The organism is Paraburkholderia sp. SEWSISQ10-3 4, assembly GCF_030464785.1.
Taxonomy (GTDB): Bacteria; Pseudomonadota; Gammaproteobacteria; order Burkholderiales; family Burkholderiaceae; genus Paraburkholderia; species Paraburkholderia aspalathi.
In genome coordinates, this window is sequence record NZ_JALPRI010000004.1 from 1 (window position 1) to 23,277 (window position 23,277).

At 62.7% G+C, this 23,277-nt stretch carries 19 protein-coding genes; 15 read left to right on the forward strand and 4 right to left on the reverse strand.

Annotated features, from left to right (window positions below):
- Window positions 1-74: 74 nt before the first annotated feature.
- The 3 genes from M0D68_RS11235 to M0D68_RS11245 are packed head-to-tail and all read right to left on the reverse strand — an operon-like array spanning window position 75 to window position 5,645.
- Window positions 75-3,125, reverse strand: coding sequence for an efflux RND transporter permease subunit (locus M0D68_RS11235; protein ID WP_266224251.1), 3,051 nt, complete (start codon window positions 3,123-3,125; stop codon window positions 75-77).
- Window positions 3,122-4,249, reverse strand: coding sequence for an efflux RND transporter periplasmic adaptor subunit (locus M0D68_RS11240; protein WP_200619382.1), 1,128 nt, complete (start codon window positions 4,247-4,249; stop codon window positions 3,122-3,124). The genes M0D68_RS11235 and M0D68_RS11240 overlap by 4 nt, the downstream gene beginning before the upstream one ends.
- Window positions 4,239-5,645: a TolC family protein gene (locus M0D68_RS11245; RefSeq protein WP_211707226.1), complete on the reverse strand. Its 1,407-nt coding sequence runs from the start codon at window positions 5,643-5,645 to the stop codon at window positions 4,239-4,241. The genes M0D68_RS11240 and M0D68_RS11245 overlap by 11 nt, the downstream gene beginning before the upstream one ends.
- A 203-nt stretch (window positions 5,646-5,848) precedes the next feature.
- On the opposite strand from M0D68_RS11245, the gene M0D68_RS11250 reads away from it, so the two are divergent.
- From M0D68_RS11250 to M0D68_RS11260, 3 genes are all read left to right on the forward strand, one after another.
- Window positions 5,849-6,508 carry a response regulator gene (locus tag M0D68_RS11250; RefSeq protein ID WP_093642898.1) on the forward strand — a complete coding sequence of 220 codons (660 nt, stop codon included), beginning with the start codon at window positions 5,849-5,851 and terminating at the stop codon, window positions 6,506-6,508.
- Window positions 6,508-7,872, forward strand: coding sequence for a HAMP domain-containing sensor histidine kinase (locus M0D68_RS11255; RefSeq protein ID WP_211701354.1), 1,365 nt, complete (start codon window positions 6,508-6,510; stop codon window positions 7,870-7,872). Before M0D68_RS11250 ends, M0D68_RS11255 begins: the two co-directional genes overlap by 1 nt.
- Before the next feature lie 250 nt (window positions 7,873-8,122).
- On the forward strand, window positions 8,123-8,806 hold the full coding sequence (locus M0D68_RS11260; protein WP_200619380.1) for a ProQ/FinO family protein: 684 nt from the start codon (window positions 8,123-8,125) through the stop codon (window positions 8,804-8,806).
- A gap of 27 nt (window positions 8,807-8,833) precedes the next feature.
- On the opposite strand, the gene M0D68_RS11265 is transcribed toward M0D68_RS11260, so the two are convergent.
- On the reverse strand, window positions 8,834-10,177 hold the full coding sequence (locus tag M0D68_RS11265; protein ID WP_200619379.1) for a TAXI family TRAP transporter solute-binding subunit: 1,344 nt from the start codon (window positions 10,175-10,177) through the stop codon (window positions 8,834-8,836).
- Window positions 10,178-10,327: 150 nt separating this feature from the next.
- On the opposite strand from M0D68_RS11265, the gene M0D68_RS11270 reads away from it, so the two are divergent.
- From M0D68_RS11270 to hypF, 12 genes are all read left to right on the forward strand, one after another.
- Complete coding sequence (locus M0D68_RS11270; RefSeq protein WP_266224252.1) at window positions 10,328-10,774, forward strand: DUF2946 domain-containing protein; 447 nt, start codon at window positions 10,328-10,330, stop codon at window positions 10,772-10,774.
- A 105-nt stretch (window positions 10,775-10,879) separates the two neighbouring features.
- The gene (locus M0D68_RS11275; protein ID WP_266224253.1) at window positions 10,880-11,776 is read left to right on the forward strand and encodes a hypothetical protein; all 897 of its coding nucleotides are present in this window, start codon (window positions 10,880-10,882) and stop codon (window positions 11,774-11,776) included.
- Window positions 11,777-11,812: 36 nt separating this feature from the next.
- Window positions 11,813-12,193, forward strand: coding sequence for a copper resistance protein CopC (locus M0D68_RS11280; RefSeq protein ID WP_200568181.1), 381 nt, complete (start codon window positions 11,813-11,815; stop codon window positions 12,191-12,193).
- Between the two features lie 156 nt (window positions 12,194-12,349).
- Window positions 12,350-13,405, forward strand: coding sequence for a HoxN/HupN/NixA family nickel/cobalt transporter (locus M0D68_RS11285; protein WP_200619376.1), 1,056 nt, complete (start codon window positions 12,350-12,352; stop codon window positions 13,403-13,405).
- A gap of 374 nt (window positions 13,406-13,779) precedes the next feature.
- Window positions 13,780-14,838, forward strand: a complete 1,059-nt coding sequence (locus tag M0D68_RS11290; protein WP_054043013.1) for a hydrogenase expression protein HypE — start codon at window positions 13,780-13,782, stop codon at window positions 14,836-14,838.
- Between the two features lie 48 nt (window positions 14,839-14,886).
- A complete protein-coding gene (locus M0D68_RS11295; protein ID WP_211707222.1) occupies window positions 14,887-16,701 on the forward strand; it encodes a nickel-dependent hydrogenase large subunit in 1,815 nt (604 codons plus the stop codon).
- Window positions 16,698-17,312 (forward strand): NifU family protein, encoded by a 615-nt coding sequence (locus M0D68_RS11300; RefSeq protein WP_266224254.1) that lies wholly within the window; start codon window positions 16,698-16,700, stop codon window positions 17,310-17,312. Before M0D68_RS11295 ends, M0D68_RS11300 begins: the two co-directional genes overlap by 4 nt.
- Window positions 17,309-17,944, forward strand: a complete 636-nt coding sequence (locus tag M0D68_RS11305) for a DUF5947 family protein (RefSeq protein ID WP_266224255.1) — start codon at window positions 17,309-17,311, stop codon at window positions 17,942-17,944. Before M0D68_RS11300 ends, M0D68_RS11305 begins: the two co-directional genes overlap by 4 nt.
- Complete coding sequence (locus M0D68_RS11310; protein ID WP_266224256.1) at window positions 17,937-18,584, forward strand: DUF6084 family protein; 648 nt, start codon at window positions 17,937-17,939, stop codon at window positions 18,582-18,584. Before M0D68_RS11305 ends, M0D68_RS11310 begins: the two co-directional genes overlap by 8 nt.
- The gene (locus M0D68_RS11315) at window positions 18,581-20,029 is read left to right on the forward strand and encodes a hypothetical protein (RefSeq protein WP_266224257.1); all 1,449 of its coding nucleotides are present in this window, start codon (window positions 18,581-18,583) and stop codon (window positions 20,027-20,029) included. Before M0D68_RS11310 ends, M0D68_RS11315 begins: the two co-directional genes overlap by 4 nt.
- Complete coding sequence (locus tag M0D68_RS11320) at window positions 20,026-20,577, forward strand: hydrogenase maturation protease (RefSeq protein WP_093642856.1); 552 nt, start codon at window positions 20,026-20,028, stop codon at window positions 20,575-20,577. The genes M0D68_RS11315 and M0D68_RS11320 overlap by 4 nt, the downstream gene beginning before the upstream one ends.
- Before the next feature lie 199 nt (window positions 20,578-20,776).
- The gene (gene hypF / locus M0D68_RS11325; protein ID WP_266224258.1) at window positions 20,777-23,188 is read left to right on the forward strand and encodes a carbamoyltransferase HypF; all 2,412 of its coding nucleotides are present in this window, start codon (window positions 20,777-20,779) and stop codon (window positions 23,186-23,188) included.
- Window positions 23,189-23,277 lie beyond the last annotated feature (89 nt).

The following is a 23,277-nucleotide window of genomic DNA, read 5'->3' on the forward strand; positions in this document are numbered from 1 at the left end:
ACTAACAATGCAAGGAAAGGCACCAAGGCCAGAGCCACGAACAACAAGCGCCGCGCAGGCAAAACCCCAGCCCATTAAATGGGCCCTTCCTTCATCAACAACTTCAACAAAACCGGCAACAAAACCAACACCAACGGCAACTGCACAATCAACCCAGAAATAATAGCAACCGCCAAAGGCTGCTGCATAGCAGCCCCTTGCCCAAGGGCAAAAGCAAGCGGCAGCAGCGCCAAAATAGCCGCAATAGTGGTCATGGCAATCGGCCGCAACCGATTCCTCCCAGCCGCGATTAGCGCCTCCTCAACCGCAATACCTTCATCCCGCACCAACCCCTGCAACTCCGATACATAAAAAATCGCCACCTCGGTCACGATACCGATAATCATCGTCATCCCCATCATCGCGGAGATGTTCAACTCGATACCGGTGATCCACAACCCAATAAACACAGCGCCCGCCGCGAGCAACGGCATCGCCATCACCGCCAGCGCAATCCGGAAACGCTCGTACAGAAACAGCAGCAATCCAAACACCAACGCAATCGCAGCACCGAACACGCTCAACAAACCCTTGAAAGCAATCTGCTGTTGCTGGTACAAGCCGCCCAGTTCGTAATACACGCTGGTCGGCAACAAGCTCTTGTCACTTAGCGCCTTCTGCACATCCGCGATCGTCGAGCCCAGATCGCGGCCGTCGATGCGCGCCGTCACCGCCACCATCCGCTTGAGATTGTCTCGGCTGATCTCCGGTTGGCCCGTCACCGTCACCTGATCGGCAACACGGTTCAACGCGAACAGATGGCCGTCCGGTGCGCGAATCTGCAGCAGTCCCAGTTGCGTATCGGTGAGCTTCAGTGCGCCCGCCACGCGCACCCGCACGCCCACCGTCTTCGGTCCGGTCTGGAATTGCGTCGCAACGTTGCCTTCCACCATGTCGGACACGGCCTGCGCAATCGACTGCGGGTCCATGCCCTCGGCGGCTGCGGCCTCAGGGCGGATGTGCAATTCGAGCGCGTCGCCCGCCGGATTGATGCCGTCGTTCACGTCCACCACGCCCTGAATCTTGCCGATCTGCGCGGCGACCTTGCGTGCGGTGGTGTCGAGTGTGTTCTGGTCGTCGGAATAAATTTTTATCTGCACCGGCTGCGGCACCGCGGTCAGGTCGCCGATCAGGTCTTCCATCAGTTGCGCAAGTTCGATGTTCACGCCGGGCACCTGCGTTTCGATCTTCGAGCGGATTTCTTCCATCACCGTTTCGATCGGCTCGCGGCCAGTCGATTTCAACCGCACGAAGAAGTCGCCCTTGTTGGGCTCGTTCAGGTCGCCGCCGAGTCCGGCGCCGGTGCGGCGCGAGTAAGTTGCAACGTTCGGATTCGCGCGGATGATGCCCTCGATCTGCTTCATCAAGCGGTCGGTTTCCGTGACGGATGTGCCCGGCTCGGTGTGATAGTCGAGCACGAAACCGCCTTCGTCCATGCTGGGCATGAAGCCGCTGCCCACGCGCGTGAACGCGAATGCGGCCACCACGATCAGCGGCACCAGGCCGAGCAGTACGAGAACCGGGCGTGCCGTGACGTGCTCGATCAGATAGTCGTAGCGCCGGTTCATCCAGGAAGCGAAGCGGGTTTCCTTGTGTTCCTCGGCGTCCTTCGGTTTCAGCCAGCGGTCGCACAGTATCGGCACCGCGAGCCACGTGACGAGAAACGAAATGAACAGGGCACTTGCCATCGTCACCGAGAGCGCTTTGAAAAACGCACCCGTCACGCCCGACAAAAACGCGAGCGGCACGAAAATGATCAGCGTCGCCGCCGACGAGCCGGCAAGCGGCCGCGTGAATTCAAGCGCCGCCGCCATCACGCGGCCATGGAACTTGTGCGCACCGCCTTCGCGCATGCGTCGCACGATGTGTTCGATCATCACGATGGCGTCGTCGATCACGAGGCCGACCGCAGCCGCCATGCCGCCGAGCGTCATGATGTTGAAGCCCATGCCGAACACGTCGAGCAGCAGGATCGTCGCGGCCATCACGACCGGCACGAGCGCGACCGCGATCGCGGTGATCTTCCAGTTGCGCAGGAAGGCAAACAGCGTGAAGGCGGCCAGCACCACGCCGATCATGATCGCGTCGCGCACGCTGGTCGCCGAGGCGATCACCAGTTCGCTCTGGTCGTACCAGTTCGAGAGATGCACGCCCACCGGCATCTGGTGCTGAAAGTCGGCGAGCTTTGCGCGGATCGCCTTGGCCATCGCCACGCTGTTCGCGCCCGGCTGCTGATAGACGTTGAGCAGCACGGCGTCCTGGCCGTCGGCGGTGACGCGCATCCATTGCGGCACGACGCCCTGGCGAACCGTTGCGATGTCGCCGAGGCGGATCTGGGTCGCACCGTTGGTCGACACCACCACGTTGCGCAGTTCGTCGAGTTGCGTGATCGTGGTGTTGGCAATCACGAGGTACAGCTTGTAATGATCCTCGATGCGGCCCGTGGCCATCAGTACGTTGCTCGCGCCGATCGCTTTCGATACATCCGGGAGCGAGATCTTGTAGGCGGCAAGGCGCGCCGGATCGATCGCGACTTCGAATTCGTCCTGCGCGCCACCCGTCACTTCGACGCGCGCCACGCCCTCTACTGACGACAGCAACGGGCGCATCTGGAACTGCGCGAGATCGCGCAGCGCCGACAGCGATTGCTGGTTCGATGTCAAGCTATACGCGAGCACCGGGAACACGGTTGGGTCCATGCGCCGCACCTGCATCGAGGTCCCTTGCGGCAGCGTCGCGAGGATCTCGCTGATGGCCGACTGCGCCTGTAACGTGGCCTGAGCCATGTCGGTGCCCCAGTCGAAATTGATCGAGATTTCCGCGGCGCCGCGGCTCGTGGTCGATTCGACATCGCGAACGTTCGGCACGCGTCGCAGCGCTTCTTCGACGGGCATCGTGACGAGTGTGGCCATCTGTTCAGCAGGGCGGTCGCCCGCGTCGAGCGAGACGACGGCGCGTGGAAACGCGACGTTCGGGAACAGCGAGATCGGCAGGCGGAACGCGGTGAGTGCGCCCGCGATCGCCAGCAGCGCGATCACGAACAGCAGCGAGCGCCGGTGCTTCTGCATCCATTGACCGAAATTCATCGCGGCGCGCCTCCGCCAGCCCGCACCGCCATGCCGTCCTTCAATTCATAGTTGCCGCTGACGACGAGGCCTTCAGCAGCGTCGATCGGGCCGTCCACGCCGTAGCGCTCGCCGTTCTCGACCTGCGTGACCACGGCCACGCGGCGCGCCTTGTTTTGCGGCGTGATCTGGAATACGTACGCGCCTTTGTCGTCTTTCAGCACGGCGGCACGCGGCACGACCCAATGCGTGCCGCTGCGCGTCGCGATATCGGCGCTGACACGCGTACCTGGAATGAATGCGCTCTGTCCGAGCGGGACGTTCGCGCCGACGTTGACGAGCTGGCTTTGCTGATCGATCGATGCCCCGACCAGCACAACGTGGCCGTCCGCTGCGGCCTTGGCGAGCGAGGTGGACAGGCCGTGCAGCGTGACCGTGTCGCCGGCATGGATAGCAGGGATGTCCGACGGTTCGACGCCAAGCATCACATTCGCGCGGGCATCCTTGCCGTTTCCGCCTGCCAGCTGCAGGATCGCCGCGCCGGGCTGCACCTGATCGCCCTGTGCCGCCGTTATCTGCAAAACCACGCCGTCGATCGGCGCCGTGACGATCTTGTTGCCGCTCGCGACGCCCGTCTGGCTTTGCGCCGCGAGCGCCTGCTGCGCGTCCTCGGCGGCCTTGCGGGCCGTGGCGAGTTGCGATTGCGTGGCGAGCCCTTTGTCGTACAGCGATTGCGTGCGCGCCAGTTCGCCTTGCGCCAGTGTCACCGCGCTCTTCGCCTGAGTGGCGGCCAATACTGCGGCAGGGTCGGCCTGCACGACGAAAAGCGGCGCGCCGCGCGTCACGCTCTGGCCGGCTTGCACGCGCATCTGCACGATACGCGCGAGGTAAGGCAGGTTAACCGTGGTCAGATTCGACGCGGACGCGGCGACGATGCCATACGCGCGGACCGGTTGCGCGATGACGGCGCGCTGCACCCGTACGGTTTGCACGGATACGACGGCCTGGTCGGCCGCATCGTCGCCAGCGGACGCGCTAGCCGCATCGGCCGCATGCACGCCGATGCTCATCAGTGCAGCGCAGGCGAGAGAAATCGCATACGCGGCGATGCGCGGCCGCCGCGCTGCTAGTGGGCTATTTCGCATGAGTTTCGGTGAAGGTCTGAGCGGAGGTAAAGGCGTCGGGGATCGCGCTGCCGAGCAACGCCTGCAAGCCGACGCGTTGTTCGGCGAGCGATTCGCGCAGCGTGGCGACGTCGACACGTTTGGTGAGCGCGGCGCTTTCTGCATCGGTGTAGGCACCGAGCACGAGTTCGTGCTGCGCGTAGGCAGCGGCCGCATGCTGCGCGGTGAGATCGACGTCGGGCAGCGCGGCTTCGGTCTGCTGCAACTGTCGCGTGAGAATTACGCTGTCCGTGCGTAGATGGGCCACATCGGCATAAGCCTGGTTCAGGCGCGACTGATACTCGTCGCGCAGGCGCTGACGCGTCGCTTTTTCGATCGCGACGTTGCCTTGATTGCGGTTGAAGATCGGCAAACTCAGATTGATCTGGAAGCCGCTGGTGTAGATGTTCGAGGTGTCGCGCGCACGCACGAAACCCACGGAAAGGCTCGGAAACTGGCTGAGAATTGCCGCGCGGTATTTCTGCTCCTGCGCTTCATAGCCTGCCTGCAGCGCGATCAGATCGGGGCGGCGTTGCGCGAGTTTGGCCAGCGCTGCGTCGAGCGTCGCGTCGGACAGTTCGGTCGCGTCTTCGCTGCTGGTGAGTGACAACTGCACCTCCGGCGAAAGGCCGAGTAGCGCGTTCAGATCATGATGCGTCTGTTCCGCGGCGCGTTCGGCGTCTGTATATTGCTTGCGTGCGTCGCTGTAGGCGGTGAGTGCGGCTGTCAGCGTGTCGTCGGTGAGATTGCCGTCGCGGTGCGCTTCGGCCATGCGCTCATAGCGCGTGCGCGCGAGGTCGCGCTGCTGTTGCAGCAGCGGCAACGTGTCCTGCTGGAAGCGCGTCTTGATGAACAATTGCCGCGCCTGGGCGACGATCTGCCATTCCTGCCACAGCAGCCCGAGGTCTGTTTTGGCGACCGTCGCGTCGGCGGATTGTTTGTTCGCGCTGCGTAGCACGATCGCCATCACGTCGATGCTCAAACCATAATTGAACGCGCGCGTGGCGCCGGCCGCGCCCGGGTAATCGCTCGATACGCTCAGTTGCGGGTCGGGCAGCAATCCGGCTGAATAGGCCTGCGCTCGGGCAATGCCGAGATCGTCGCGGGCCAGCTTCAGGTCGGGATTGTTCGCCACTGCGAGCATCGCGACTTCGTCGATGTCGAGCCCATCGGACGGATCGAAGCGATGCGTGGCCAGTTCAGGCAGCGGCATGGTGGACGGATCGATCTGGATGCGTTCGAGCGAACGGGCCGAGGTCGACGTATCCTGCGCTGCGAGCGGCTCGCGGTGATACCACGTGCAGCCGCCGAGCAGCATCGCGCAGATCGGCACGAGCACGCGCAACCGCGCCGCTGTAGCGGTGTTGAAAACGGGCAAAATCCGGCTCCTGAACAAAAGGTGAGACGGCCGCGAACGGCTGTCGCCAAACAGGTGCCGATTCTGCTGACGGGGTGCTTAAGGAACGCTTAACGGACATTAAGCCTCGCCTAAGCGTCCCCTAAGCGTTTCCTAAGGGACGCATAAGGAAGCGTTAAGCTAACGGGCCGGACAATGCGGGCAAACTGGAGAGAGGAGAGGCCATGCGTCTGCTACTGGTCGAAGACGACGACATGATTGCCGAGACGGTTCTGGGCGCGATGCGCCGCTCGGGCTACGCAATCGACTGGGCTGAAGACGGCCGCGCGGCGGAACTGTCGCTGGGCAACGGCGTGTATGACCTCGTGCTGCTCGATCTCGGCCTGCCGAAGAAGGACGGCATCGACGTGCTCAATGCGTACCGCAAGAACGGAGGCGCCGCGCCGGTGATCATCCTGACCGCGCGCGACGCGGTCGATGAGCGGATTCGCGGCCTCGATGCGGGCGCCGACGATTACCTGATCAAACCATTCGACCTCGACGAGCTGGCCGCGCGCGTGCGCGCGCTCTTGCGGCGGCGCACTGGCCAGAAGCAGCCCGTCTATGCGCACGGCGATCTCACACTCGATCCCGCGGCGCACGAAGTCACCAAAGGCGGCGAATTGCTGCCGCTCGTGCCGCGCGAGTTCGCCTTGCTGCAGGCATTGATCGAAGAGCCTACGCGCGTGTTCACCAAACCTGAACTGGAAGAGAAGCTCTACGGCTGGGGCGAGGAGGTGGGCAGCAACACCATCGAAGTGCACGTGCACAGCTTGCGGCGCAAGATCGGCGCGGAGCAGGTGGTGACCGTGCGCGGCGTGGGCTACCGTCTGAAGAGGTGCTGATGACGTCGATTCGCCGCTGGCTGCTGGGCTGGCTGATTTTCGGTCTGGCCGCGGCCTCGGGCGCGGCCGGCTTCGGCATTTTTCACACCGCACGCGAAGAAGCGGGCGAACTGTTCGACTACGAACTGCGTACCGTGGCGCTGTCGTTGCCGTCGAATCTGGCCGGCGCTGGCGACGGCGAACATCGCAATCCCGACCTGGGCGACCTGGCTGACGACCGCGTCGTGATCGAAATCTGGGACCGCTCCGGCAATCTCATCTATCACTCGAGGCAGGCGCCGGTATTCTCGCGTTTGCCTGCCGGTTTCAGCACGGTCGAGCGCGGCGAGAATCACTGGCGCACGTTCGGGGTGGAACAGCGCGACCGTTATGTCCAGGTTGCACAGCCGATCTCCGTGCGCGAAGACCTCGCGTTGAAACTGGCGCTGCATACGCTCTGGCCGCTCGGCGTGCTCGTGCCGGTGACGATCGTGCTGGTGTTGCTGGTGGTGGCAAGGGGGTTGGCGCCGATCGGTGGCCTGACGCGCGCACTGACGACCCGTTCGCTCGATTCGCTGGAGCCATTGCATCTGGACGGCAGCGTGCCGGTTGAAATCAAGCCGCTGGTACAAGCGCTCAACGATCTTCTGCAACGTCTGAACGTTGCATCGCAGGCGCAGCGCACGTTTATCGCCGACGCCGCACATGAGCTGCGCTCGCCGCTTGCGGCGCTGAAGCTGCAATTGCAGGCGGCTTCCCGTGACGGCTCGCTAAAGGGCGAGGGGCAAACGCTGGAGCGCGTCGAGGGACGGGTCAACCGGATCATTCACCTGGTGCAGCAGTTGTTGACGCTGGCGCGTGAGGATGCGCATCCGGTGACGTCGATGGTGCCGGTGAGTCTGCGCCGGATCGGCGAGCAGGTCGTCGGCGATTTTTCGCTGCTCGCGGAGACGAGGGAGATCGATCTCGGGCTTGAGTGTGAAGACGCGCGCGCGAACTACGATGTCTACACGGTGCTGGCTGAACCGCACGGGATGAGTGTCCTGTTGGGGAACCTGATCAACAATGCGATCCGGCATACGCCGCGGGGTGGGCGTGTCGACGTGATTCTGAAACGGTCGGGCGAGCGCGTGGGGTTCAATGTCGTGGACAGCGGGTCCGGGATCCCGGAGGCTGAGATCGAGCGGGTTTTCGACCGCTTCTATCGCGGGGAGGAAGCCCAGGGAGACGGCAGCGGACTTGGGCTGGCGATTGTGGCCCGGATCGCCGCACGGCATCAACTGCAGCTTTCCCTGCGCAACAATGCCGGCCGGCCCGGCTTGTGCGTGTCGGTTTTTGGCCTGACGGCGGTTGAGGTGACGGTGCCTGTGGCGGTCAAAAGCTAATTTTTTCCTCTGTTTTTACCTTGGCGGCAAAAAACAAGATCTTCAACTCCATCCTTCGAAAAGCGCAATGAAATACGGGCTTTATTCGCGCTCACTGAAATGCGAACGCGGCAAGCGGGGCGGAAAGTATCGAGTTTAATCGTGCCATAGCAGAAGGTTCGCCACTGCTGGCGCGCGGCGTCTCACCGCCTCTCACGAGCATGTTTCAACACGCTGCTACAATCCTGTCTTTCTCGATTGATTGTGCGCTATGGGTTTCGAACAACTTGCTGAATTAAAGAAGCAACTGGCCGCGGCACGCGCCGAAGCTGCGCCTGCGGCCAAGCCGGTCGCCAAGCCCGGTGCGAAGCCCGCGCGCAAGCCGTCGCCGCCGCGTCGTGCCGCGCCTGGTCACAAGCCAGCGACAGACGCCAAGCCGGCGGCTGACGCCAGGCCTGCGGCCGACGCGAAGCCGGTGGACCCGGTGGTGAAATCGATCGGGAGACTGCAAAAGCGCTTCCCGAATGTTTTCCCGAAGAATCCGGCGCCCAAGCTGCCGCTGAAGGTTGGCATCTTCGAGGACCTCGTGGTTCATGCGAAGGAGCTGTCGCTGAGCGAAGCCGAGTTGCGCGACGCGATCAAAACCTGGTGCCGTGGCAGCCGCTACTGGAAATGCCTGGTTGAAGGCGCCGCGCGCGTCGATCTGACGGGTGGCGAAGCAGGCAAGGTGACGGCGCAGGAAGCGGCCGGCGCGCAGCGTCTGCAGGCGCATCGTGCGGGCAGGGGCGCGGCGAAAGCAGCGGCTTCGTCGGCTGATTCGTCCGCCAATGCTTCTGCTGCGTCGGCCACTCCGCAAGCCGAGGCAGAGAGCCAGCCGCAAGTCGCTTCGACGGACACCCCCGACGCTGAATCGGCTACACCGCCGGCAGCACCGTCGGCCACCGCCGAAGCGTAAAGCGTAAAGAAAAGGCCCGCCGCCCGGTTAAAGGCGGCTGCCTTGCGCCGCCAGTCGGACCCTCACGAAGCCGACGTGCTCGCGCAGCACATAGAACGCGTCGGCGTATGCGAGCGGCATACGCAAGCGGCTCAGCGAGGCCTCGATATGATCGAGCTCCGCGAACAGCTGCTTGCGTTCCTCCTCGGTCGAATCGGCCAGTGCGCCACGTTCGATCGCAATCAGCGCCCCGTAATAGCGATAGATACGCGAGCGCACGCGCCACCGGTACAGCGCCGGGATCAGGCGCATCGCCGGAAACAACAACACCGCCATCGGCAGCAGCAGAACGAGCGTGCGATCGCCGATGCTCGCGAGCCAGAACGGCAGCGTGCGGTATAGAAAACTCTTGCCGGTCTTGTAGTAGCGCTGCGCGTCTTCGCTGATCTGATATTCATGGGCGACCGGACTCGGAAACTCCCCCGCGCGCTGCAACAGCCCCGGCATGCCGTGCACCTCCTGGGCGGCCTCGATCAATAAGTCGGAAATCGCCGGATGCAGACCGGTCCGGGCCACGAGCTCGACCGTCGGGCTGATCAGATGGATGGTGTCGGGCGGAATTCTGCGCCTGAGATCCAGCACGCCGGGCGGCAGGTCGATCTCGTCGAGGTAGGGAAAGAGACGCGTATAGGCGCTCGCTTCATCGAAATCCATCACCGAGATGCCGGGCACTTTCAGGAGCCGCAGCATCAGGCCGCGTGTCGCGGAGTCGCCGTTGAGGATCGCCGCGTCGACGTCGCCGGCCACGAGTTGCGTGGCGGCCTGCATGCCGTCGCTCGGCACCAGCACCGTGTTGCCGCCTGGTTGGATGCCGTTTGCTTCCAGCAGTTTGAGCGAGAGGAGGCGCGTGCCGCTGCCTTCGCGGCCGATTGCAATCCGTTTGCCCTCCAGTTCTGAAAGCTCGCTGATACCCGAGCCGCGATAGAACACCACCACCGGAATATAGAAAACGCTGCCGAGCGACATCAGCGACGAAGTATCGAGCCCATCGGCCACACCGCCTTGGACGAGCGCGAGATCGACGTGCTGCTTCGGATCCAGCAGACGGCTTAGATTCTGCACCGAGCCATCGGACTCCAGCACCTTCAGCGTGATGCCGTTGCGGGCGAGGATCTTCTTGTACTGATTCGCGGTGACGAGGAACGAGCTATCGTGCGGACCCGCGCTGATGGTGATGGTCTTCGGCGGCGCCGGATCGACCACCCAGACGATGAGCGTGATGATCAGCACGATCAGCGCGGCCACGATGATGTATGGCAAGGTGTGATCGCGCCACTCGGCGTGCGACTGATCGCCGGGAAAATGCGGGGGACGCGGGCGATACGCTTTCATGGGCACTCCGTGCCGGTAGCCGGGATGAGGCATTGTCCACTGTCTGCTGCGTATCGGCCAAATGTTCGGCATAACCGGCGCCTTGGCGGCCAGGACACGCGTTAGGCCATGGCATAATCTGCGACAGCTTCTTATCGTGTCGCCGGGCGCATGTTGAGTCGTTTCCATCGGAGGATCGGCAGTTGGCTGGGATTGTTTGCGATCCTGACGGCTACGCTCGCGCCAACGATCTCCCATTCGCTCGCCGCACGCAATGGCGGTGAAGCCGGAGTGGGAGGCGAGCATTGCTCGATGCCGTCGATGGCTTCCATGCCGGACATGGGCGCCATGTCGTCGATGCCCTCCATGTCCTTCATGCACGATCAGGCATCGGACAACTCCGGCAGCACACACGCTCAACACGCTGCCATGTCCGACGGCGACGCCTGCGGCTATTGCAGTCTGCTCGCTCACATGCCGGCGGTGCCCAGCGTCGAGGCGCTGTTTTTCGTCACCGTCCGTGCTGTCCAGCACACCGTCGCGACCCGCTTCGAACGCGTTCGCCGCGTCGAGCCGCTCACCTTCGCGCAGCCCCGCGCCCCTCCGTTCGCATCCTGATTCGAGTCATACCGTTGCGATGCCATGAGCGCATCGCGATGCCGCCGCACGTCCGTTAGTTGACGCGCGCGCCGGCATTGTCACGACCCATGAACAGGATGAACCATGCAAACCCAGGCAACGCGCAGCGCGCTACCGCTGCGCGCGGCGTCGCTCGTTGCGGCGACCGCCAGCGTATTTCTCTTCGCTCCTTCCTTCGCCAGTGCTCACGCGATTGCAGGTAATCGCGTCTTTCCGTCGACAATGGCCGTCGACGATCCCGGTGTCGGCGACGAAGCCAACCTCGAGTACGGCCATCAGCGCGTACCCGGCGACGCCGGCGATCAAAGCATCAATACATTCGACTTCGAGTACGACAAGCTGATCACACCGCGACTGGCGGTCTCGGTAGACGGCACCTACGCGATGCAAAACAATCCCAAAGCGCGTGGCTTCGACAACTTCGGTGTCGGTCTGAAGTACTTGCTCTACGTCAACGATGAACACGAGTTCATGACCTCGGTCGGTGTGAACGCTGAACTCGGCGGCACGGGAAACCGAGCGATTGCGGACAACTTTTCGACGATCTCGCCGACGATTTACGCCGGCAAGGGCATGGGCGATCTCCCTGCATCGCTTGCATATTTGCGGCCGATCGCAATCACGGGCGAAGCCGGCCCGGCGCTGACAACAGGAGCGGGGCAGCCGAACGCCTTCAACTATGGCTTCACGGTGCAATACAGCTTGCCGTATCTGCAGCAGCACGTGCACGACATCGGCTTGCCGCAGCCGTTGGCGAACGTGATTCCGCTGGTGGAAGTTCCGCTCTCGAGAAGCCAGGGGCAGACAACCGGCACGGTCAATCCGGGCTTCATCTGGATCAACCGTTATGGCCAGTTCGGCGTTGAAGCGCAAATCCCGATCAACCGCGCTAGCGGCTCGCATGTGGGCATTCTGGTTCAGGCGCATATTTTCTTCGACGATGTCGCGCCCACTACTATCGGCAAGCCTCTCTTCCAGTAACAGTAACGTATGAACACCGTAACGCAGGAGCAAGCGATGAAAAACGATCGACATGACTGGCTGCGCGCCGCAGCGAAGGTGCCCTTGCTGATTGCCGGGCTCGCGTTCGCGAGTGCCGCTTTCGCCCATGTATTTCCGCAGAAGCAGGAGCCGGGTGCCGGCGCGACGGTGGCGTCGCCCGCTCAGGTCCGCGTGATATTCGACGGGCCGCTCGAGCCGTCATTCAGCTCGTTGACGGTGACCGACGCGAGCGGCAAGCAGGTCAACACGGAGAAGTCCGCAGTCGACGCCCATCAAGCGGCGGCGATCGCCGTGCCGCTGCCGCCGCTCGCGGCGGGTCACTACACCGTGCATTGGGTGGCGGTGGCCTCAGATGGGCATCGCACGCATGGCGACTATGCATTCGACGTGAAGTAGCACTGAAATCGTGCCGCGCTGCGTCATCGCAATGGTGGCGCGGCGTGTCCGAGTTCGCCCGGGATCGGATGCGCTTGAAAAGTACTATCATCGAATGCAGGCGTTAAGCGCCTGGCTGTGCAACGCAGCCGGCCTTGGCCTCCCGGGAGAGAACCCATGGTGGAGTTTGTGAAGGCGCTCCTCGGCGAGGAAAACGGCCATCAGCGCCGCCAGATCGCATGGCTGTACGCGTTACTACTTACTTTCAATATCGCGGCTTGGGTGGCGGCCTTCGTGGCATTCCGCGGCTATCCGCTGCTGATGGGCTCCTGCCTGCTGGCTTATTCGTTTGGTCTGAGGCATGCGGTGGACGCGGATCATATCGCGGCCATCGACAACGTCACGCGCAAACTGATGCAGTCCGGCCAGCGTCCGGTGACGGTCGGACTGATGTTTTCGCTCGGCCACGCCACCATCGTCGTTCTCGCGACCATCGGCATTGCGGCGACCGCCATGGCGTTGCAAAGCCGTATAAGTGGCTTCAAGGAAACCGGCGCCATGATCGGCACGCTGGTGTCGACGTTCTTCCTGTTTGCCATTGCACTCCTGAATCTGATCGTGCTGCGCTCGGTGCTGCGCGCTTTTCGGCGCGTGCGCCGAGGCGAGCCTTATGTCGATGAAGATCTCGACATGCTGCTTGCGAATCGCGGTTTGCTCGCGCGTATTTTCCGACCGTTGTTCCGTCTGATCAGCAGGAGCTGGCACATGTACCCGCTCGGCTTTCTGTTCGGGCTGGGTTTCGATACGGCAACCGAAGTCGGGCTGCTCGGCATATCCGCTGCCGGCGCCGCGCAAGGCATGTCGATCTGGTCGATCCTGGTGTTTCCGGTGCTGTTCATGGCCGGCATGACGCTGATCGATACGACCGACAGCATCCTGATGCTGGGCGCCTATGGATGGGCCTTCGTGAAGCCGGTCCGCAAGCTCTACTACAACGTCACCATCACGACGATCTCGGTGCTTGTCGCGCTTCTTGTCGGCGGCATAGAAGGCCTCGGATTACTGGCGGACAAGCTGCATCTGAATGGCGGATTCTGGCAGGTGGTGGGCAGTCTGAATGAGAACTTCGGCATGATCGGCTACGCGATCATCGGCGTATTTCTGGCGAGCTGGTTATTGTCGGTCGCGGTTTACAAATGGATGCGATTCGAAGAACTCGAGATCCACTCGTGAGCGTGGCGGCAGATCAACGGTCGCGATTGATGACGCTTACGCGGCATTGAGCTAAACCCTTAAGGGCTATCGTCAGAGAATTACAAAAGGCACGCCTGCCGAGTCCTTATCGGTCCAATACGCTGCGCGTAGTTTAGTGAGTTAGTTACGGAAATTGGGTTATTTCGTATCGCTGAACTATACTCAAAAAAGTTTTTCGGGCTCATCACGGTGGGCACCTATCACCAACAATACATGCAGCAAATCCGATCCTTTTAACCGCATCGCGCGGAATACTTATCGATCGATTGCTGGACACGTGACTGCCGTGCGGCACTCGCCACGTATCTTTGCCTGACCTGAAAAGAACGTGGTTCGCAGTGGAGACACTCATCATGGCAGAAGCAGACAACGTCCCCTATGGGCGCAAGACTCAGCACGCGCCGGCTCTCAAGGAAGTGCACATCATCTGGATTACCGCGGGCCTCGGCTGCGACGGTGATTCGGTATCAATTACCGCGGCGACTCAGCCGAGCATCGAGGATGTAATTCTTGGTGCTATTCCCGGTCTACCAAAGGTGCATTTGCATAACCCCGTATTGGCGTATGAAAACGGCGACGAGTTTCTCAAGCCGTTTCATCAGGCCGCGCGTGGCGAGCTTGAGAACTTCGTGCTGGTAATGGAAGGGTCGATTCCAAACGAACGTATCAATCGTGAAGGATATTGGGCCGCACTGGGCACCGACCCCGATACGCAGGAACCGATCACGATTCCGCAATGGCTCGACCGGCTTGCGCCGCGCGCGCTGGCGGTGGTCGGCGCGGGCACCTGCGCGACCTACGGCGGCATTCACGCGATGGAAGGCAATCCGACCGGCTGCATGGGCCTCGCCGACTATCTCGGCTGGGACTGGAAGTCGAAAGCGGGCTTGCCGATCGTCAACGTGCCGGGTTGTCCGGTGCAGCCGGACAACTTCATGGAGACGTTGCTCTATCTGCTCTATCAACTGGCCGGCCTCGCGCCGATGATTCCGCTCGACGAAGCGCTGCGGCCGAGGTGGTTGTTTACGCGCACCGTTCACGACGGTTGCGATCGCGCGGGCTCCTACGAGCAGGCGATCTTCGCCACCGAATACGGCAGCCCGAATTGCATCGTCAAGCTGGGTTGCTGGGGGCCGGTCGTGCAATGCAACGTGCCCAAACGCGGCTGGATGGCCGGCATTGGCGGCTGTCCGAATGTGGGGGGTATTTGCATTGGCTGCACGATGCCAGGCTTTCCCGACAAGTTCATGCCGTTCATGGATGAGCCGCCAGGAGCGGTGCTGTCGTCGAATCTCATCAAGAGTTATGGGCCGCTGATTCGCAGTCTGCGCAAGCTGACCAGGAACACGCTCAACGACGAGCCGAAATGGCGTCACAACGGTTCGAAACTCACTACCGGCTACCGTCGCTGATCTGGCGGCGTAGTTGGCGGAATTCGACTTGTCAGCAGGGAGAAGGTCATGGCCGTTAGTACCGCACCTGAAGCGACCACCAGTACCCAGGCAGCGCCGGGCAAGCTGGTCGACATGAACTGGGATCCGATTACGCGGATCGTCGGCAGTCTGGGGATTTACACCAAGATCGATTTTGCGAACCGCCGCGTGGCGGAGTGCTACAGCACGTCGTCGATCTTTCGTGGCTACAGCATTTTCATGAAGGGCAAAGACCCGCGCGACGCGCACTTCATCACGAGCCGCATCTGCGGAATCTGCGGCGACAATCACGCGACCTGTTCGGTGTACGCGCAGAACATGGCCTACGGTGTGAAGCCGCCGGCAATTGCCGAATGGATTGTCAATCTGGGCGAAGCGGCCGAATACATGTTCGACCACAACATCTTCCAGGACAACCTCGTAGGCGTGGATTTCTGCGAGAGGATGGTCAAGGAAACCAATCCCGGCGTGTGGGACAAGGCACAGAAAACACCTGCGCCGCACGCGGACAAGCACGGCTACAAAACCATCGCGGACATCATGACCGCGCTCAATCCGTTCACCGGCGAGTTCTATCGCGAGACCTTGATGGTCAGCCGCTATACACGTGAGATGTTCTGCCTGATGGAAGGACGTCACGTGCATCCGTCGACGCTTTATCCCGGTGGTGTGGGTACGGTGCCGACCATTCAGTTGTTCACGGACTACATCACGCGCTTGATGAAGTACGTCGAGTTCATGAAGAAAGTCGTGCCGTTGCATGACGATCTGTTCGACTTCTTCTATGAAGCGTTGCCGGGTTACGAAGAAGTCGGCCGCCGTCGCATTCTGCTCGGTTGCTGGGGGTCGTTCCAGGACCCGAACGTATGCGACTACAACTACAACACGATGACGCAATGGGGCCGTGGCATGTTCGTCACGCCGGGCGTGGTGGTGGACGGCGAACTGGTGACGACCGATCTCGTGGATATCAACCTGAACATCCGCATCCTGCTGGGCAGTTCCTATTACGACGACTGGGATCACGAAGAGACCTTCGTCAAGAACGATCCGCTCGGCAATCCGGTGGACCGTAAGCATCCGTGGAATCAGACCACGCTGCCGCACCCGCAGAAGCGCAAATTCGACGGCAACTACACGTGGGTGATGTCGCCGCGCTGGCTCGACAAGCGCACTGGCGATCACCTTGCGCTCGATACCGGCGGTGGACCGATCGCGCGCTTGTGGGCCACCGCGTTGGCGGGTCTGGTCGATATCGGCTATATCAAGGCGACGGGTCACAGCGTGAAGATCTATTTGCCGAAGACCGCGCTCAAGCCCGAAGTCGAATTCGAATGGAAGATTCCGAAGTGGAGCAATGCGATTGAACGCGATCGCGCCCGCACGTATTTTCAGGCGTATTCAGCGGCTGCGGCCTTGTACTTTGCCGAGCAGGCGCTGGCCGAATTGCACGCTGGACGCACTCGTACGTTCAGCGACTTCACGGTGCCGGAAGAGGGCATTGGCTGCGGTTTCCACGAAGCGGTGCGCGGCGTGCTCTCGCATCACCTCGTGATCCGCGACGGCAAGATCGCCAACTATCATCCGTATCCGCCCACGCCGTGGAACGCCAATCCGCGCGATATCTACGGTACGCCTGGGCCCTATGAAGACGCGGTGCAGAACACGCCGATCTTCGAAGAGAACGGCCCGGACAAGTTCAAGGGCATCGACATCATGCGCGCGGTGCGCAGCTTCGACCCGTGCCTGCCGTGTGGCGTGCATATGTACGTCGGCAACGGCAAGACGATCGATACGTCGCACTCGCCGACCTTTGGCGTGATGCAGGGAGCGCACACGTGAGCAACGAGAGCGCGGTCGTCGCCCAGCAACGCCGCATCGAGGAATTGATTGCGGCGCTGGAAGCGCTCGACGATCCGCGCGCGAGAGAGCCGGCGAAAGAACTGCTGCAGGTCGTCCTCGATCTGCATACGAACGGGCTCGCACGGCTGATGGAGATCGTGTCCGAGGCGGGCGTGATGGATGACGCCATGATCGAAGCGTTCGAGCGCGACGCTGGTGTGTCCGCGTTGCTGCTGTTGCACGGCTTGCATCCGCAGGATCTGCCGACGCGCGTGTCGCGTGCAGTCGAGAAGATGCGGCCGTTGCTTGGCGTACAGGGCATCCAGATCGAGTTGCTCGACGCCGCGGAGGAGGCCGTGCGTGTGCGCGTGGCCGGCCGTCTGCAGGGCAAGCACAACTCAGTGGGCGAATTGCAGCAGGAAATCGAACGTGCGATTTTCGAAGCAGCGCCGGAAGCGATGCGTGTCGAGATTGCAGGTCTGACGGACGTCAATGTGCACGAGCTGCGCTTTGTGCCGCATCACACCGATGCGGCGGATGACGTAGCAAAGGACGTGACAAATCAGGTAGCAAATGAGGTAGCAAGCCGGACCGAGGCCGGCGCGCAATGACGCCCGCCGCTCCGACACGCGGCTGGGTCGCGCGGCTGCGCCAATTCGTGCGCAACGCCGACGACATACAGTGCGAGTTGTGCGGCCTGCCGCTACTGCCCGATCATCCGCATCTGTTCGAAACCGCCAAACGAAAGCTCTTTTGCTGTTGCCGCGCGTGCGCGCTACTGTTCGGCAGTCAGCAGAATGCGCGCTATCGTCCGGTGCCGCGCGACGCACACTATCTCAACGGTTTTCGCATGAGCGATGCGCAATGGGACGCGCTGGCGATTCCTATCGATATCGCGTTCTTCTTTCATGACAGCGCGGCGCAACGCGTCGTGGCGCTGTATCCTGGACCCGCCGGCGGCACGCAATCGTTACTGGAACTGCGGGCGTGGGACGAACTGGTCGCGGAAAACCCGTTGCTCGCGCAACTGCAACCCGACGTCGAAGCGCTGCTGGTCAACCGCAGCGAAGGCGCGCGCGATTACTACCGTGTGCCGATCGACCAGTGCTACGCGCTAACCGGCGTGATTCGCGCGCGGTGGCGCGGACTGTCCGGCGGCAGGGAGGCGTGGGATTCGATTCATCGTTTCTTCGCCGCACTGAAGGCCCATGGCCGCGTGCCGGAGGGCCTGCTCCATGCCTGATCTCGAGTTCACTGTCGAGTCGGCGGAAGTCGTGCCGTTCGCCGCAGCGCCGCTGCTGACGTTCAGGCTGCGTATCGCCAATACCCCGGCGCAGGAAGAGATCGCCAGCATCACGTTGCAATGCCAGATCCAGATCGAAGCAACGCAGCGCCGCTACGCGCCCGCCGAGCAGTACGGACTCGAGGACCTGTTCGGGGCGCCGCCGCGTTGGGGCGAGACGCTGCGTACGCTGCTATGGGCGCATACGTCGATAGTCGCGCCACCGTTTGCCGGCGAATGCACGCTCGATTTGCCGGTGCCATGCAGCTACGACTTCAATGTGGCCGCAACCAAATATTTTCACGGCCTTGAAGAAGGCGAGATTCCACTGATGCTGCAATTCAGCGGCACGGTGTTCTATCGCGAAGACGACGGCGCGTTGCAGGCCGCGCCGATTCCCTGGCACAAGGAAGCGGCGTACCGGCTACCCGTCGCGCTATGGCGCGACATGATGACCCGCTACTACCCGAACGGCGCCTGGCTGTGTTTGCATCGGGACGTCTTCGATCGCCTCTCGCATTACAAAAGCAGGCGGGGTCTCACGAGCTGGGAGCAGGCGGTGTCGAGCCTGCTCGACGGCGTCGAGGAGGACATATCGTGAATGCGGTCGAGAGCGTGGTTCAGGCGGTGCTGTACGAAGGCTACATGCTGTATCCATACCGGCCGACTTCGGTAAAGAACCGGCAACGCTGGACCTTCGGCGGCGTGTATCCGCGCGCCTATGCCGAGGGGTCGGGTAGCGATCCGTGGGTGACGCAAACCGAGTGTCTGCTGCGCGGCGACGAGCACACCCGCGTGGCCGTGCGGCCCGGTTTTCTGCAGGTGATCGAGCGAACGGTACTCGACGTGGACGAGGGTTCCGCCGCGCGGCCGGAGTCGGGCGAGCCGGCCTGGCGCACTGTGCCCGTGCTCGATATCGACGAGCGGCGCTACACCCCATGGCAGGAAGCGGCCGAGCGGCACATCGCCGTGCCGGTTCTGATGATGGGCGAATTGCTTGACGCACCGCTGCGGATCGCCTTTTCGTTCGATGCCGCCAGCGATCTCGAACCGCTCGCTGACAGGCAAGGCACGCTACGTGGCGCTCTGCGCCGTATCCGCGCTTCGCTGCAAGGCCATGTCGAATTGAGCGCCGCGAGTGTAGCCGCCGGCGTTTATCGTTTGACGGTGCGTATCGTCAACGAGACCCTGCTCGACAATGCCCACGATTTGAAGCGCGATGCGGCTTCCCTATACGCGCTGGTGTCCTGTCATACGGTACTGACCGTCGAGGGCGGCACGTGGATTTCTTCCATCGATCCGCCCGCGGAGCTGGCCGCGGCTGCTGCCGCGAGCCGCAACATCGGCGTGTGGCCCGTTCTCGTGGGTGACGAACAACAGCCCGACACGATGCTCGCCTCGCCGATCATTCTGTACGACTTCCCGCAGATTGCGCCTGAAAGCGCCGGCGATCTATTCGACTCCACGGAGATCGACGAAATCCTCACGCTGCGCATTCTCACCATGACCGACGACGAAAAGCGCGAAATGATCGCCACGGACGAGCGTGCGCGTGCCTTGCTTGCACGTACCGAAAGTCTCGGTGCCGAGCAGATGGAAAAGCTGCATGGCACGTTACGGCAGGTGCGCGTACTCGACGGCGCGAGTGTCGGCGGATTTTCACCGCTGGAAACACCCGCCATGCCGGTCTCACCATGGGCGGAACTCGACGCGCGGCCGCATCTGGCTTGCGTGCGGGTGGCGGGCGTCGAGATCCGGATCGGCGATCAGGTGCGTTTGCGTCCACGCGGTCGCGCGGACATCTTCGATATCGCACTGAGCGGCATGGTTGCCACGATCGAATCGATCGAGCGCGATTTCGACGATCACGTGCACGTTGCCGTGACGGTCGACGACGACCCCGGCAAAGACTTCGGCCTGCAGCGCATGCCCGGCCATCGTTTCTTCTTCGGCCCGGACGAAATCGAGCCCCTGGTCAGTGGCGCCGGCCCGTCCCGGCCATTCGGCTCGTTCAGTCAACCGAGTCGTAAAGGAGGGCACGCATGAGCGCGATTCTGGTGGCGGGCATCGGCAATGTGTTTCTCGGCGACGATGGTTTCGGCGTCGAAGTGGTGCGCCGACTGCGGGAGAAACTGGCGGCCGGGGAATTGCCGGCGTTCGCTGACGGCGTGAGCGTGGCGGACTTCGGCATTCGCGGCATCGATCTCTGCTATGCGCTGCTCGACGGCGTGGACAGCGCGATTCTGATCGACACGACACAGCGCGGCTGCGCGCCGGGCACGCTGTATGTGATCGAGCCGTCCGTGGAAAATGCCGCCGGCGATGAGCCGGGCGATCCGTATGCGGCGCCGATTCTGATGTCGCCGCACGAAATGGATCCGGCCAAAGTGCTGCAAACGGTGCGGATGCTGGGCGGTGGCTGCGAGGACATTGTCGTGCTCGGTTGCGAGCCGCAAGACTTCGGGTTCGAGCATGGCGAGGAAGGAAGAATGGGGTTGAGCGGCACGGTGGCGGCGGTCGTCGAGCAGGCGGTCGAACTGGCTGTGACGCTTGTGATGGCAAGGATGGAACGGTTGCCCGCGCGAGCCGCCTGAGCGCTCGGGCTGCGGGCGGCTAAGCGGTGGGCCGTCACGGATACGGTGTGAAATAACTGAAGTGGGAGGCGTCATGAAAGGCTTTCTGAAGTACCTCTTGTTGCCGGCGTTGGTGCTGGGCGTGATGGCGAATATGAAGGACATCAAGCGCTATATCCGTATCCGCAACATGTAGGCGACAACAGTCAGGGAGGTGGCCATGAGCACGCATTCACAGCCTGCAGGACAGTCTTCACCTCCACTCCCGATGGTTCACGGACCGGTCGGTGAGGAAATCCGTGTGCGCGGACTGGTGCAAGGCGTCGGCTTTCGCCCGACCGTATGGCGGCTCGCGCATGCGTGCGGTGTGGTCGGCGACGTGCGCAACGATAGCGACGGCGTGCTGATCCATGCGTGGGGCGATGCGTGGACGCTGCAACGCTTCATCGAAAGCCTGAGCGCGGAGTGTCCGCCGCTCGCACGCATCGACGCCATCGAGCGGCATCAACTGAGTGAAGCGGCCGAGGCCAGCGATTTCCGCATCGTGGCGAGCGAGACCGGCCATGTGCAGACCGGCGTCACGCCTGACGCAGTGATCTGTGCGGACTGTGCAGCGGAGATCGCCGACCCGGCGAATCGCCGTTACCGTTATCCGTTTACGAACTGCACGCATTGCGGACCACGTCTTTCGATCGTCCAGGCCATTCCCTACGATCGCGCCAATACGACCATGGCCGCGTTCGACCTGTGCGAAGCGTGCCGCGCCGAGTATGAGAATCCCGCCGACCGGCGCTTTCACGCGCAACCGGTTGCGTGTCCCGTATGCGGCCCGCGTGTCTGGCTGGAAACCCGGCACGGCGCACGGGCTGATGGCGACGATCCCTGTCGTGCGGCAAGCCTGCTGTTGCGGCATGGTTCGATTGTCGCGATTAAAGGCCTAGGCGGCTTTCAGCTTGCCTGCGACGCGTGCGATGAAGCCGCGGTCGCCCGTTTGCGTCAATTGAAACGGCGCGAGCGCAAACCGTTTGCACTGATGGCGCGCGACCTGCAGGCCGTACGCCGCTATTGCAAACCCGACGAGACAGAGCTCGCCCTGCTGCAGAGCGCGGCAGGACCCATCGTCATCCTGCGCGCCGACGGCGCGGAGTGCGTCGCATCTGGCGTCGCGCCGGGTGTGGGCACGCTCGGTTTCATGCTGCCGTCCACGCCGTTGCATCGGTTGCTGATGGAGTCGATCGACACGGCACTCGTGGTGACAAGCGGCAACACGAGCGACGAGCCGCCGTGCATCGACAACGCGGATGCCCGAGCGCGCCTCGGTCGCATTGCCGATGTTTTCCTGATGCACGATCGCGATATCGCACGCCGGGTCGACGATTCGGTGGCCCGCGTGGTGCAGGGCGAACCGCGTGTGCTGCGTCGCGCGCGTGGCTATGCGCCCGCTCCGTTGCGGTTGCCGGCGGGCTTCGCCGAAACGCCGGCGGTGCTGGCAATGGGCGGCGAACTCAAGAACACCTTCTGCCTTGCGGGCAATGCGCAGGCAATCGTCTCGCACCATCTCGGCGATCTGGAAGACGCGCTGACCTATGCGGACTATCGTCGCTCGGTGGCGCAGTATCTGCGCCTGTTCGAACATGAACCGCAGGCAGTGGCGCTTGACTTTCATCCCGAGTACCTATCGCGCAAGATCGGCTATGACCTCGCACAAACATGGCAGGTCCCGGCGGTCGAAGTGCAGCACCATCACGCGCATCTCGCCGCGTGCATGGCGGAAAACGGCGTGGCGCTCGATGCGCTGCCGATGCTCGGCGTCGCGCTCGACGGTCTCGGTTATGGCGACGACGGCACGCTGTGGGGCGGAGAGTTCATGCTGACGGATTATCGCGGCTTCACGCGTCTCGGGAGATTCAAACCGGTTGCGATGCCCGGCGGCACACGTGCCGTAGACGAACCGTGGCGCAACGCTTACGCGCATCTGCTGGCGGCTTTCGATTGGCGCGGCTTCACGCGGCAATACGCGGGACTCGACATACAGCAGTTCCTCAGCAGCCGTCCGCGCGACGCGCTCGATACGATGATCGCGAAACGCGTCAATAGTCCGCTGGCAAGCTCTGTGGGGCGTCTGTTCGACGCCGTGGCGGCGACACTCGGCGTGTGCCGGGAGCGCGTGCTTTATGAAGGGCAGGCGGCTATCGAGCTCGAGGCGCTGGTCGATCTGCACGCGCTGCGAAACGACAGCGACGCCCATGCGTACCCGTTTGAAATCATCAGCACCATGCCGGACGGCCTGCGTTGCATCGAACCGCAGCCGATGTGGGAGACCTTGCTGGACGACCTGTTGCGCGGCACATCCGTGCCGGTGGTCGCGGCACGATTTCACAAGGGGTTGGCCATTGCGATCGTCCGAATGGTCGAATGCCTGGCCGACCTGCTGACAGGCCCGGTCGATGCGCGCAGTGTGGCGCTGTCCGGTGGTGTTTTCCAGAATCGCATCCTGTTCGAACAGGTAGCCGGGCGGCTCGGTGCAGCCGGTTTTCGGGTGCTGACGCACCGGCAGGTGCCGGCTAACGACGGTGGGTTGTCGCTGGGGCAGGCGGTCGTGGCGGCGGCCAAGGGGCGCGACGGGTTCTGATCGTGGCGCTGAGGCGGCGGTGTAGCGGTAGTGGCGCGGAAGTAGCAGTGCGGAAGTAGCGGCGCACAAGCGGGTTAAAGGGAGAACAC